14 protein-coding genes are annotated in these 13,319 nt (G+C 47.1%); 6 read left to right on the top strand and 8 right to left on the bottom strand.

Features of this window, described 5'->3' with window-relative positions; all coding sequences use genetic code 11:
* Positions 1-7: 7 nt before the first annotated feature.
* Positions 8-688, bottom strand: a complete 681-nt coding sequence (locus V6W81_RS28080) for a DUF4956 domain-containing protein (protein ID WP_128104059.1) — start codon at positions 686-688, stop codon at positions 8-10.
* Entirely contained in the window at positions 681-1,499 is an 819-nt protein-coding gene (locus V6W81_RS28075) for a polyphosphate polymerase domain-containing protein (protein ID WP_145409012.1), read from the bottom strand. Before V6W81_RS28075 ends, V6W81_RS28080 begins: the two co-directional genes overlap by 8 nt.
* A 251-nt stretch (positions 1,500-1,750) precedes the next feature.
* Here V6W81_RS28075 and V6W81_RS28070 point away from each other — a divergent pair, with 251 nt between their 5' ends.
* The 3 genes from V6W81_RS28070 to V6W81_RS28060 all read left to right on the top strand — a co-directional run bounded on the left by V6W81_RS28070 (position 1,751) and on the right by V6W81_RS28060 (position 4,289).
* Positions 1,751-2,428, top strand: a complete 678-nt coding sequence (locus V6W81_RS28070; RefSeq protein WP_145044814.1) for a response regulator transcription factor — start codon at positions 1,751-1,753, stop codon at positions 2,426-2,428.
* Positions 2,428-3,792, top strand: a complete 1,365-nt coding sequence (locus tag V6W81_RS28065) for a sensor histidine kinase (protein ID WP_338541060.1) — start codon at positions 2,428-2,430, stop codon at positions 3,790-3,792. The genes V6W81_RS28070 and V6W81_RS28065 overlap by 1 nt, the downstream gene beginning before the upstream one ends.
* 245 nt (positions 3,793-4,037) lie before the next feature.
* Positions 4,038-4,289 carry a hypothetical protein gene (locus V6W81_RS28060; RefSeq protein ID WP_338544075.1) on the top strand — a complete coding sequence of 84 codons (252 nt, stop codon included), beginning with the start codon at positions 4,038-4,040 and terminating at the stop codon, positions 4,287-4,289.
* 112 nt (positions 4,290-4,401) lie between these two features.
* Here the strand turns inward: V6W81_RS28060 and V6W81_RS28055 are convergent, their stop codons facing one another.
* Positions 4,402-5,169 carry an SDR family NAD(P)-dependent oxidoreductase gene (locus V6W81_RS28055; protein WP_056703368.1) on the bottom strand — a complete coding sequence of 256 codons (768 nt, stop codon included), beginning with the start codon at positions 5,167-5,169 and terminating at the stop codon, positions 4,402-4,404.
* Positions 5,170-5,373: 204 nt separating this feature from the next.
* On the opposite strand from V6W81_RS28055, the gene V6W81_RS28050 reads away from it, so the two are divergent.
* Positions 5,374-6,012 carry a TetR/AcrR family transcriptional regulator gene (locus V6W81_RS28050; RefSeq protein WP_338541059.1) on the top strand — a complete coding sequence of 213 codons (639 nt, stop codon included), beginning with the start codon at positions 5,374-5,376 and terminating at the stop codon, positions 6,010-6,012.
* A gap of 19 nt (positions 6,013-6,031) precedes the next feature.
* Here the strand turns inward: V6W81_RS28050 and cobA are convergent, their stop codons facing one another.
* The 4 genes from cobA to nirB are packed head-to-tail and all read right to left on the bottom strand — an operon-like array spanning position 6,032 to position 10,500.
* The gene (cobA, locus tag V6W81_RS28045) at positions 6,032-6,802 is read right to left on the bottom strand and encodes a uroporphyrinogen-III C-methyltransferase (protein ID WP_145044808.1); all 771 of its coding nucleotides are present in this window, start codon (positions 6,800-6,802) and stop codon (positions 6,032-6,034) included.
* Positions 6,799-7,680 (bottom strand): formate/nitrite transporter family protein, encoded by an 882-nt coding sequence (locus tag V6W81_RS28040; protein ID WP_338541058.1) that lies wholly within the window; start codon positions 7,678-7,680, stop codon positions 6,799-6,801. The genes cobA and V6W81_RS28040 overlap by 4 nt, the downstream gene beginning before the upstream one ends.
* A 44-nt stretch (positions 7,681-7,724) precedes the next feature.
* Entirely contained in the window at positions 7,725-8,042 is a 318-nt protein-coding gene (nirD, locus tag V6W81_RS28035; RefSeq protein ID WP_056703377.1) for a nitrite reductase small subunit NirD, read from the bottom strand.
* Positions 8,043-8,058: 16 nt separating this feature from the next.
* Positions 8,059-10,500, bottom strand: coding sequence for a nitrite reductase large subunit NirB (gene nirB, locus V6W81_RS28030; protein ID WP_338541057.1), 2,442 nt, complete (start codon positions 10,498-10,500; stop codon positions 8,059-8,061).
* 448 nt (positions 10,501-10,948) lie between these two features.
* On the opposite strand from nirB, the gene V6W81_RS28025 reads away from it, so the two are divergent.
* Both V6W81_RS28025 and V6W81_RS28020 read left to right on the top strand, forming a co-directional pair.
* Complete coding sequence (locus V6W81_RS28025; RefSeq protein WP_145044800.1) at positions 10,949-11,545, top strand: ANTAR domain-containing response regulator; 597 nt, start codon at positions 10,949-10,951, stop codon at positions 11,543-11,545.
* An 18-nt stretch (positions 11,546-11,563) separates the two neighbouring features.
* Positions 11,564-12,640 carry an anthranilate phosphoribosyltransferase gene (locus V6W81_RS28020; protein WP_145044798.1) on the top strand — a complete coding sequence of 359 codons (1,077 nt, stop codon included), beginning with the start codon at positions 11,564-11,566 and terminating at the stop codon, positions 12,638-12,640.
* A gap of 13 nt (positions 12,641-12,653) precedes the next feature.
* Here the strand turns inward: V6W81_RS28020 and V6W81_RS28015 are convergent, their stop codons facing one another.
* Positions 12,654-13,166, bottom strand: a complete 513-nt coding sequence (locus tag V6W81_RS28015; RefSeq protein ID WP_145045202.1) for an acyl-CoA thioesterase — start codon at positions 13,164-13,166, stop codon at positions 12,654-12,656.
* Positions 13,167-13,319: the final 153 nt, after the last annotated feature.

Below are 13,319 nucleotides of genomic sequence, written 5' to 3'. Positions count from 1 at the left end.
TAGAGTTTTAATAGTCGGTGGTTGGGCTCATCGTTAAGGAGATATCCAGGTTGCCGTTCCGTGTACGGATCGCGTCGAGGAATTCCTTCTGGCTAACACTTTCGTGGATAGTTACGCTGTATACCAACTCGTACAGACTACCAAGTTCGGTCGTTCTGATTTTTTTCAGATCAAAAGGTACGTTGAATGTATGGAACACTTCGTTCAGTGCTTCTTCATAGCTTAGGTTCTCGGGAATAGTTACTTTCAGTGTTTTCTGCTGGCTCTTCTTGCCGCCGAAGTTGAAGCGACTCAGGACAAACATCAGTACACACAGAACAACTGTGAATAGAACCGCGTATCCAAAAGCACCGACTCCGCACGCTAGACCAGATGCCATCGTGAACAATACGTATGCGATATCTTTCGGGTCACCAGGTGCGCTCCGGAAACGGATAATAGAGAAGGCACCCGCCAAGCTGAACGCTCGGGCAATGTTGCTGCCGATGAGCAGGATGATAATGGCGACAATGACTGGTAGAACAACCATGGTCAAGGTGAAGCTCTGTGAGTATGTGCTCTGATTGGTCTTCATGTAGGTGAGACTAATGATGAGTCCCAGAATAATGGCAAGTCCAATGGTGATAACGGAACTGCTAAAGGTTAGTGTTGTATCGTCTAATGCGGAGCTGAATAATGAATCAAGCATATAGGACACGCTCTCTTTCTCTAATTGATTGTTCTTGTTCCATTGCAGGTTCGAAGTCTGTACCTGGTACGAGTACACGCTCTGTCTGGTAGTTCAGGTTCGTTGTTCTCACCAGATGTCTGTATTCGTTGCCGTATTTGGAGAATCCAGTACGGTAGAGTCCGTGTTCGGATAACAGTTGAGACAGCCAGATCGGAACGGTTTTCTCTGCCTTCACTTCCATGAGCCATCGACCGTCCTTCACAAGCGGCTCGCCGTAATCTCCCTGTTCCAGCTTCAGATCGTATCTGCGGCTACGAATGTTGGTATCAAAGGTAATGCGGAGATCGCGGCTGTTCTTGTCAAACAATGCTTTGCGTTCATACGCTAGATACACTTTCGGTTCAAGATCATACAGCCGGAGGAAGTATTTGATCTCCTCAACGACCTGCTTGTTCATGTAATCAGCGAGTTCCGGCGCCTGCCCAGTACGAACGAACTCGTAGGCTTCATCCAGCTTCAGTGCTGTTCTGCGCTTGTTGACCAGGCCGAATACTTTCTTTTTGATCTCTAAGTACACTTTGGCATTCTCCTCAGGTACACCGTATGCTCTCAGCCGCAGCTTCTCCTTGTATTTCGGTTTGGAGAGACTAGCGCGAATTAGTGAATCTTGCGGTGTATCGAAGTAAAGGTTACTGATGGAGTAGAATTCATGTTTTTTGTTGTAGGCGTCCAGTTCCATGTATTTCAGCAGATCGCTGTAGAAATGTTCGTATTGTTCGTCCGTCAGTAGATACTTGCTCTCATATCGGTTGAATACTTCAATTGCCATGTGGGTTCAATCCTTTCGTTCATGAGTTTGTATGTTTTATTTCGTTGCGTATTTGCTTCATGTCTGTATCTTAGAGGGCTAACCTTGAATGAATCTTAAATGATTTTACATTGCGTTAACATTTTTTCGCCTTCCTATAATACTGTTGAGCCAAAACATAAATTAAGATTGATTCAAGGTTCCGCAGATATAATCATTGGTATAATAGATGAACATGTTCACAACCAATCCATATAGAGGGATGAATACAGATGAGAATACTAATTGCGGAAGATGAGATTCATTTGGCAGAAGCCGTATCACAGATATTGAAGAAGAATAATTACTCCGTAGATATGGTACATGACGGAAGATCGGGACTTGATTATGCACTCAGCGGCATTTACGATCTATTGCTGCTCGACATCATGATGCCGGAGATGGATGGAATTACGGTACTGAAGACATTGCGCAGGGAAGGTAACCACACACCGGTGATTTTGCTGACTGCTAAGGGAGAGATTGATGATAAAGTCACTGGGCTTGATTATGGAGCGGATGATTATATTGCGAAGCCGTTCGCTACAGAAGAGCTTCTAGCCCGCATTCGGGCAGCACTGCGACGTAAAGGTGAGGTTGTTCCTGAGGATGCTCTCAAATTCGGAGATATTGAGCTGAATACCGTGCAACTGAAGCTCTCGGTGCAGGGCAAAGAGATGAAGCTTAATCTGAAGGAAAACGAACTGCTAGAGCTACTGATTACGCGCAAATCGGCGATTACCTCCAAAGAGCAGATTATTGAGAAGTTGTGGGGTTTTGATTCGGAAGTGGAGTATAACAATGTGGAGGTGTACATCTCGTTTTTGCGCAAAAAATTAACCTTCCTGAATTCTGCGGTTCGCATTAATACCATTCGGGGTGTGGGTTATGTACTTGAGGTGACGACCTGATGTTCAAGAAACTCAGAAATCGATTCCTCATCGTGAACCTAGTGTCCATCTCAATTATGATGCTGGTCGCCTTCGCAATGATCTATACAATTACCTATCAGAATGTGCAGCGCGAGACCAATATGGAGCTGTACAAGGTATCTGATTTCTATCACGGTCCTTATAATTCTTCCAAAATGCCGCGTGGCGAAGAAGGGTTCTCTGGTGTAGCAGGTTCAGGTACGTCGGGTACATCGGGTGCGTCAAATGCGTCAGGCATAGGATCACCGCCAGCGGATGGACTCGGGGAGAATGGAGGAGGGCTAGGCGAAGATCCTAACTCTCCGCCTGCACGTTCCGTATCGTTTATGATCCAGACAGATAATGATTGGAAGATTACCAATACACATTCTCGCTTCGATATGGATGCTACCTTTTATGAAGAGGCTCTGGGAAAGGTCGATCAGGATAAGCTGAGCGGGGGGAATCGTCAGACCGGACAATTTGCACTGGATAGCACCGAGTGGGCTTATGTAATTAATCCGAGCAGTGATGGGTATATGGTCGTGTTCATTGATGTAACGGCACAACAGGGCATTCTTACGAACTTGATCTATACGTTTGCGGTTGTAGGGCTCGCGATGCTGATCGTCATTTATTTCCTGAGCCGCTACTTCGCGAATCGTTCCATTAAGCCTGTTCGTGAAGCATTCGAGAAGCAGAAGCAATTCATTGCCGATGCATCTCACGAACTGAAAACACCACTTGCGATCATCAATACCAATGCCGATGTGTTACTCGCCAATAGCGATGATACCATCGAACATCAAGCCAAATGGCTTCATTACATTAAGTCCGAGACAGAGCGGATGTCCAAACTGACGAGTAGTCTGCTCTATCTGACCGAGATTGATGATTCCCGATCTACGATGATTCATGCCAAGTTTAATATGAGCGATGCCGTTGAGACGATCATTTTGACGATGGAAGCGATGATATTTGAGAAAAGCATTTCCCTTGACTACAGTATAGAGCCTGAGCTTATGGTTCATGGCAACAATGAACAGATTAAGCAGGTCATTCTGATCCTACTCGACAATGCCGTGAAATACGCTAAATCCAAGGGTGCAGTGAATGTCACGTTGAAGAAGCAGAATAACGAAGTAGTGCTTGCGGTGTCTAACACTGGTGAGGGGATTGCCCCTGAGCATCTGGATCGAATCTTCGATCGTTTCTATCGAACGGATTCCTCGCGTGCTCGTCAACATGGTGGACATGGTCTTGGACTTGCGATTGCACGTTCTATTGTGGATCAACATAAAGGTCAGATATATGCCCGAAGCGTGGTTGGAGAAGGCGCAACGTTCTACGTGCGATTAACCTAGGTAATTGGGTAACAGTGATCGGAAGGTTGTTCTGTCACCGTAGTGGCGAGTAGGCATATTTTTTTCAGGTTATGAGATGAAGTGGGCTTAGTATACATCGGAGCCGAGGGATGTCTTGAAAAAGAGATTACCACCAAGCATAAGATGTGCCAGTAACGGGTTAACCTATGCTACAATAGCAACAGCATGTATGAACCAAGGAGCTGACTGAATTGACCGAGACGAATGCAATTAATGAACAAGAAATGATGCAATATATTGCAGATAAAACAAAAGCGAGTCAAGCGAACATTGCGCTTGTTCTGAAGCATGAGCAAGCTTACATCAATAGGGCACATGAGAATGCCAAAGGTGATGTAGATATCGATGGCGATGATCTGGCCGATTACATTGTGAGCCGCAAAGACGTGAAGCTGGACGAGCTGACCGTGGAGAACATCCTGGATGCTGAAATGGATTACCTGATGGACAAGGGCCACGCAGGGTACATTGATTAAGTTGTGGAAGTATGGTAACAGTTGAAAGACCTGCAACGAGAATGCAATAAGCATATCTCGAAGCAGGTCTTTCAACTTATCTATCTATTTCATTGATAATGCTGTATATGGTTTATTGACCAACCATGCCGCCGTCCACAGTGTAGAGGGAGCCTGTTACATAAGAAGCTTCTTCGGACAAGAGGAAGTTCATTACGGCAGCAACTTCGGCTGCTTCGCCATAGCGACCCATTGGAATGGTAGAAACTGTTGCTGATTGATAGTCATCCACATTACCAGAGTTTGCTTCAATCTGACGCATCATACGCGTGTTGATTGTGCCTGGCAATACGGCATTAACTCGGATATTGGAGGATGCCAGTTCATTCGCAGCTGTACGGGTAAGACCGACTACAGCATGTTTAGACATAATATATGGAGACATCCCTGGAGCTCCCATTAAGCCTGCAAGGGAGGATGTGTTCAGAATCGCTCCGGATTTTTGTTTTTTCATCACAGGAATGACATTTTGCAAACCTAGGAATACACCACGTACGTTGACATTGTATACGAGGTCGAGTGCTTCAACACTCAGTTCATCAATGGAGCCAGTTGGCCCTTCAATACCTGCGTTATTCGCGAAGTAATCGATTCTTCCAAAGGCATCAAGTGCTTTTTGCACATAATTTTTAACGTCTTCTTCTTGAGATACGTTGGCTTTTACCGCAATGACATGCTCTTGATCTAGATTAAGGTCTGCAATGGTCTGCTCAATCGCTTCTTGATTCAAATCGACCAGCACCAGATTGATTTTGCGCTCAGCAAGGCGGCGTGCTAATTCTTTACCAATTCCTCCGGCTGCACCAGTAATTACGGCTGTATGTGTGTAGGATGTACTCATGATCTAATCCTCTCCTTCGGTGAAATGTTGTTCAGGCGATCATTTCTATAAAAAATGATTCATCCTGTCGTCTATACTTCCTGTCTTAATGTTAAGATATACATAAGAATGTGACAATCGTCATTGACAACGCAAATGTCAGCTATCGAACACAGATGTAAGCGGTGTTCATTTAGGTTACAATAATGGACAAAGGAGGCGGGAATGTTGATTATTGAACATCCTCAGGATCGCAGAGCACGAAGAACGCAGGATGCTATCATCGCTGCGGCGGTTTCTTTAATATTGGAAAAGGGAGCGGACGCTGTAACGATTCGGGACATTACGGAGCGAGCGGACTACAACCGAGGTACGTTCTATTTGCATTTTCCGGGCAAGCCGGAGCTACTTGAATTTATTTTGGAAGATTTCATGCAGGGTGTGGGACAAGCGTATGCAGAACCATATGCGCATTTAAAAGAAGTGGATATGACCGCATTGCTGCCATCTACAATGCCAGTTTTTAATTATATAGAAGCACATCAGGACATCTTTCGTGCTTTAATCACAATGCACAGTGATATGAGTTCCAGGCTATGTAATATGTTTCGTACCTACTTAACACAGGATTTTGTTCTTGTCACCGAGGATAGCGAGCACGTCATTAATTACGACATTATGCTGAGTTACCTTGTATCGGCAACAGTTGGCGTCATTATGCACTGGGCGGAGATCGGGTTTAAATATTCTGCACATCATATGGGTGAACAGTTAACGGCGTTGATCAACATCAAACCGACCCGTCTGCTGATTGAACCAGGGCAGAAGGGTCGGACGATTCACGAACGTATGCTGTTAGATTGAGATGAGAAAGGGAGGATGGCTATCCAGTCATAGAAGCGTCAGCTGCGCGTTGCAGTTGTACCAATTGTTCGCGCACACGTACAGCCTCTCCAATGATAATTAAAGCCGGATTATTCACACTTTCAGATACTGCGAGCAATTGCAATTCAGCGAGTGTGCCCGTAATGATTCTTTCCTGCGAGGTAGTCCCCCGTTCTACAAGCGCCGCTGGTGTAGAGCTGTGTTTGCCATGACGCAATAGCTCCCGTTGGATATCAGATAACTGGCTAATTCCCATGTAAATGACCAGAGTATCCACGCTATGAGCCAACAGATCCCAGCGAACCGATGATACGTTACCATCACTTCCGGTTCCGGTGACACAAGCGAAGGATGAAGCTAGTCCGCGGTGGGTCAGCGGAATCAAGGTGGATGCGGATGTACCGACAGCAGAGGTGATGCCTGGAATGACCTCAAAGGCAATACCGGCCTGTGCTAGCACAAGTGCTTCTTCACCGCCGCGTCCGAAGATGAACGGATCCCCGCCTTTGAGACGAACAACTCGTTTTCCTTCCGTCGCATGGGTGATGAGCATCCGTCCAATCATCTCTTGGCTCATCGAGTGTAGCCCAGGAGCTTTGCCACAATAGATGCGCAGTGCATCTTCACGAGCCTCGGCAAGTAGTTGATCATTGACGAGACGATCATAGAGAATAACATCTGCCGTTTGAATTCGTTTCAAGGCTTTTACCGTGATCAGTTCAGGGTCACCAGGACCGGCACCGATAATACTGACGAATGATGTACTCATGACCTTGTCCCCACCTTCTGTGCTGAATCCGTACCTGTTAAGCCTGAACGCCCGCCCTGAATTGTTGCCAGCTTGGAAGAAGAGTGGGAGGAAGTCCCCCACGTATGTGCTGCATACAGACCTAAGCCTGTGAAAATGGCTCCGCCAATAAGGTTTCCGACTAACACGGGAATCTGATTCCATAACCACCAATCTGCGATGCTCACATTGGCACCTAGCATCATACCTGCCGGAATGACGAACATATTCACAACGGCATGCTCGAATCCTTGCGCGAAAAATATCGTGATGGGCAGCCACATCGCAACGATTTTACCAATGGTGGACGTAGAGGTCATAGCCATCACTGCACCGAGGGTTACCATCCAGTTACATAATATCGCTTTGATCACAACGAGACCGATACCTGCTGCACCTAAATGCTGATACCCCAATGTTTTGGTTTCACTCGTCTGAATCAACGTTTGAATGAGTGGGCTGCTCAGATCTGTGCCCATTTTGGTAAGCGTGAGTCCGTATAGACCAGCGTAGAACAAACATCCTAAGAGATGACCGGCAATAACCCAGCAATAATTGCGCATCATGCTCATCCATGTAAGTCGTCGTTTCAGTAGTGCTAAAGGAATCATGGCGAAGTTGCCTGTCACAAGTTCCAGTCCCAGAAGAATGATGATGACGAATCCCGCTGGGAAAATCAGTGCACCTGCCAAACCAACGGAAGTTTGAGATACAGCGGTATAAGCAAGTGTTGTTGCAAAGGCGAGGATAGCGCCTGCCAGAAAACCGCGAATCAGCATCTGAATCCGATTCATCCTGGCTTTATTCTCACCTGCTTCCACCATTGATTGCAGTACTTCTGCGGGTTTAACAAAATCCATAGTGCACTCCTCCTTGCTGTCAGGCCACCGCAAATCGTGACGATCTAACCTGCGATAGTTATATAAATTTCACCACTAGCTCCGTCAATCTCCGTTTTATACGTATTGAGACAACCGTCATCCGGTTCATGTACTTTGCCGTTACGAAGATCAATCTTCCAGTCATGGAGCGGACAATGAACAGACGTCCCACATACCATGCCTTCGGACAACTTGCCGCCCTTATGAGGGCAGCGATTTTCTACCGCATGCAGGCTACCGTCGCTGAGCTTGAAGACCGCGATCTCCGTATCCTCCACCATAAACGTACGTGCACCCTTTTCTTCAATATCTGCAAGGTGTCCAATGTGCAATCTATTCATCGCTGTTCCTCCTATTCTAGTGGGCTGCATTTTGAGCGCTCGCCAGGGGTGTGAAGTTTTTACGTAAGTTCTCATCCTCAATGATTTCTTTCCAAGGATCAACGGTGCGACCCAGCGTTGCTTCAAGCCGCTCAACCAGTGCCAGACGTACGTCACGATCCTCCAGCGCTGTCTTCACATGATCCAGACCTACGCGTTCAATCCAAGCCGCCGTTCTCTCGTTCCAACGTGCATTCTCTCTATAATATTGCAGGTAAGCGTAGGTCCACTCTTCGACTTCAGCATCGGTTTTCACTGTGCAGAGAAGTTCAGCCGCGCGGACTTTGACGCCGCCATTACCGCCAACATGCAGTTCCCATGCACCATCGATAGCGACAACACCGAGATCCTTAATGGTTGCTTCTGCACAGTTCCGTGGGCATCCAGATACAGCAAGTTTTACTTTGGCTGGAGCGACCATCTTGTCGAGTTTTTTCTCGAGTCGAATTCCCATTTCGATGGAGTCTTGGGTGCCGAAGCGGCAGAAGGTATTACCTACGCAGGTTTTGACGGTACGGAGTGCCTTGCCATAACCGAATCCGGACGGCATATCAAGCTCTTCCCAGATCTTCGGCAGATTTTCCTTCTGTACACCAAGGAGATCGAGTCGTTGTCCACCTGTGAATTTCACCATCGGTACATCGTATTTCTCTGCTATCGTAGCAATTTTGATCAGCTCTGCCGGAGAAGTTACTCCGCCATAGATCCGTGGGATCACGGAATACGTACCATCCTTCTGAATATTGGCATGATAACGCTCGTTGGTGAATTTGGATACGCGCTCGTCTTCATACTCTGTATGCCAGATCATACCGAGGTAATAGTTGAGGGAAGGACGACATTTGGAGCAGCCTTCAGGTTCGTTCCAACCAAGGACGTTCATGACTTCCTTAACACTTTTCAGTCCCATTTCCTTGATCTGTGCAACCAGTTCATCCCGATCATAGGACGTACAGCCACAGATGCCTTCTTTGACCTGTTCGCCTACATTATCACCTGCATAATGCGTGAGCAGAGATTCAATGATGGGTTTACATCCACCGCAAGAAGCGGAAGCTTTTGTACAGGATTTAATTGCACCGAGGGTATTGCAGCCTTTGTTCAAAACAGCGTCTCCGATGGTAGCTTTGGTAACACCGTTACAGCCACAGACGATCTCGTCATCAGGCATGCTTGCCATGCGTTCAGCTACAGATGGGCCAGCGCCTGAGCCGCCAGAGGGTACTCCGAGCAAAATCTCTTTTTCACGGCCGCTAATGTTCTCGCCGCTTTTAATGAGGGAGAAGAGTGAGGCTCCATCGGAGGTATCCCCGAACAGCACCGCACCAATGAGTTTCCCGTCGCGGATGACCATCTTTTTGTAGACACCATCCACATCATCTTGAATGCGAATGCTGCGTGTATCAGGGGAGTCCTTGAATTGTCCTGCGGAGAATACATCCACGCCGGACACCTTCAGCTTCGTTGAGGTAACGGAGCCTTCATAGCCTTCGGTTGCCGCACCTGCCAGGCGTTTAGCTAACACCATGCCTTGTTCATATAATGGAGCTACCAAGCCGTAAGCGATCCCGCGGTGCTCTGCACATTCACCTACAGCAGAGATTCCTGGAATGTTGGTATTCATATAGTCGTCTACGATTACACCGCGATTAACGTCCAGCCCGGCTTGACGAGCTAATTCGATCTGAGGACGAATGCCGACAGCCATAACAACCAGATCAGTCTCTAGTACGGTTTGATCCGTGAACCGCAGGGATTTCACTCGGTTCTTACCTGTGATTTCTTCGGTGTGTTTGTTCAAAAGGAACTTCATACCCTGTTCCTCTAACTCCCGTTGAAGCATCAAGCCTGCAGGTAGATCGAGGTTGCGATCCATCAAGTGACCATTGATGTGAATAACAGTGACATCCATACCAAGGTTAAGTAGACCACGAGCTGCCTCTAAGCCGAGCAATCCGCCTCCGATGACGGCAGCTTTGCGATATTTCTGTGATGCAGCCATCATGGTTTCGCAATCCTTTATGTCACGGAAACCAATGACGCCTTCTTTATTAGCCCCGGGGAGGGGGAGGATGAATGCCGAAGAGCCAGTTGCCATAATAAGCTCATCATACGAGGCGCGAACACCGGACTCCGATACGACCTCTTTGCGCTCAGCATCAATCTGAACGACCGGATCACCAGGGTACACACGAATGTTATTCTCCTCGTACCAGTTCCAGTCATTAATGACGATATCTTCGATGCTCGTTCCACCTGCCAGCACAGAGGATAGCATGATCCGATTGTAGTTCGGATGCGGCTCTGCGCCAAAGATCGTAATTTCATATGCATGCGGAGCAAGTTTAAGAATATGTTCGATTGTGCGTAAACCTGCCATACCATTTCCGACCAACACCAGTTTTTTTGTTGAACTCATTATGATTAGCCCCCTTAGATCCATTCTGCAAAATGCTCACAACAATCATGTCCAGAAAAATATAAAAAGCCTGTCATGCCTCGGTGGATTGCGTAAGTACACACGCATCCCTTGCTCCGAGATTGCAAAACAGGCTTCATTGCCGTTTCAACCAGCTACGCCGTTGTAACTGTGATCGATTCAAATATGGAGTTGTTATGGCATAACTATAAAAGATCCTTCTTCTCATGTCAAGATAGTTAACATAAAAAAGTGTTTGAAATTTAAAGTTAATTATGTTTACATGTGTGTAATGGAAGTTGAAATGAACGAAGAGAAGTATCGTCTAAATAAGATCGGTAATTCGACCAAATTGTGAGGTAATGTAACACGAATCCGAAGAAGCAATCATGCAGGCATTTGATTCTAATGGATTTGTTATAGATGTAATAGGAGGGATTGATCCATCATGCGATCTTTATTGGTCATCCGTGTACAACCAACGATAGCTGCCTCGTCCGATGCAACAATCCCTCTTACACCGGAGCAGTTACTTACAGCGAACGGATATCATGTGCAGGTGACGGATAGCGAAACCGAGGCGCTGAAGTTGATCAGCAAAGCTGAAGCTTCCATTCTTCATCTATCTCTGGCCGACGTAGAGCACTGGGTTCACTGCCTGGGAAAGGGAAGGTCGGATGCGCCATTGCTCTGGTGGTGTGCACCAGATACGGCAGCATCTTCGGTAGAATCATGCGAGGTAGAAACTTCTTTTGACGGAATACTTACTCCATCTATGGCTGGATCGGAGATTCATTGGACGCTGCATTTTGCAGCCAGGCGTTATATGGAACGGAAACAATGGGAGCAAGAACGTAAGCAGCTGCAATCCAGATTAGAGGATCGGAAGTGGATCGATATGGCTAAGGCTATCCTCTGTGATCTGAAGCAGATCTCCGAATCGGAGGCTTATGATCTGTTACGGAAGAAGGCTATGGATGAACGCAAGCGGATGGTCGATGTCGCCACAGCTATTGTGAAGGCACATCAGTTACTTCAGTCTTAATTGGAAGGAGGGATCGTTATGAATATGTCTGAGATTCTCAGGGAAGTGGGACGGGGCAAACGAGGTTCACGTGATTTAAACTATGCCGAGGCATTGGCTGTTGCAGAGAAGATTCTGAAGCAGGAGGTATCACCAGCCCAGGCGGGAGCCTTTCTGATGGCTGAACGAATGAAGATGGAGAATGTTGAAGAACTCGAAGCCTTCATTCATGCATGCCGCAACACTGCGGACAGAATGTCTTTTTTTCATAATGGACTCGATTGTGCAGGGCCTTACGATGGGCGAACGAAGTCGTTTATGGCGACGTTTCCGGTTGCCTTTGTATTAGCTGCTACGGGTGTCCCAGTAACATTGCATGGGAGCGAGCCTTTGCCTCCTAAGTGGGGAGTAACGTTACCGGTGCTGCTAAGAGAAGCGGGAATTCATACGTCTACAATGGATCGGGAAGATGCCAAGCGAGCAGCCTCACGTACCAATGTAATGTTTGTTTCCTCCGAAGACTGGTGCATTCCGTTGAAGCAGCTTCGGCCGCTTCGGGAGGAGCTTGGCTTCCGCACGGTGTTCAACACAGCAGAGAAGTTAATTGATTTTAATCACTCGCCTTATCTTATTTTTGGTGTGTTCCATAATACATTTCTAGATCGGATTGCGAAGCTGCTCACCAAATTTAATTACCGCCGAGCATATGTTGTGCAGGGCATGGAAGGCTCTGAGGATCTGTACATTGACCGACCTACGCGGGTATACGCGGTGGAAGCTGGGGAGATGAAGCTTGAGCTGATCGATCCTGCTGCATATGAACTGGATATTCCTGTGCCTGATTTGGTCTGGACGGCTGCGAAGCAGTTGGAAGTAGCAGAAGCGGTGTTAAGTGGTTCAGGGCATACAGCCTTTGTGAACCAGGTTCTGTTAAATGCTGGATTCCGTCTGTATGCTGCTGAGCGTGTTGGGTCTGTCGAGGAAGGTATCTACACGTGCCAGAGTGTGCTGGAAAGCGGAGCGGCATATCGCTTATATCAAGAATGGTGCGTCTCGATGGGTGGAGAGCTGCCGGATAGTAGAACGGTATCTGCCTACCCGGCATCATCCGGATAATCTCTGATTCAAATCAGTCCCAAGGATAATTAACGGTCAGGAAGTCAGCAAATTTCTTGCTCTCTTCCCGCCGCTGCTTCCGCATGGCCGCCCGAGCTGGAGCGGTCTCATAGAGTTTCATTTCTTCTTCCGTCTCCGGGATCAGGCGTGGAACGATGAGTTTACGGTTATTTTCGTCCAGGGCTACAAAGGTCAAGAAAGCAGTCGCAGCAATTTTTTTCTCACCTGTCTTCAGATCTTCGCGGATCACCTTCACAAAAATCTCCATGGAACTGCGTCCTGTCCAAGAAGCGAAGGATTCCAGTGTCACGGAATCCGTTGGGTTGATGGGATACAAGAAGTCGACAGAATCGGTGGAAGCGGTCACGGTATTGACTCTGCACAGTTTGGAAGCTGCAATGGATGCGATATCATCAATGTAGGACATCAGCTTGCCGCCAAATAACGTATTATGATTGTTACAGTCGGTCGGAAATACCCTTGCTGTCTTGTAACAACGTGTCTCACGCACGTACTTTTTCTCCACTTGATCTAGCTCTGTAGGTTTAGGGATCTCTCTCATGTTGTTTCCTCCTTACAGTATGGGCGTTGCTTATCTGCAAGCTTGCGTTGTACTCCTCCACTAATACGTATCTCTATTTGTTTTCTCTCTTGAAGTGGTCGTACTTTTTTAGAAGTC

It is taken from the genome of Paenibacillus tundrae, from assembly GCF_036884255.1.
In the GTDB taxonomy this organism is placed as follows: domain Bacteria; phylum Bacillota; class Bacilli; order Paenibacillales; family Paenibacillaceae; genus Paenibacillus.
The sequence above is the reverse complement of the archived record's forward strand: the minus strand, read 5'-3'. Positions and strand labels throughout refer to the sequence as shown.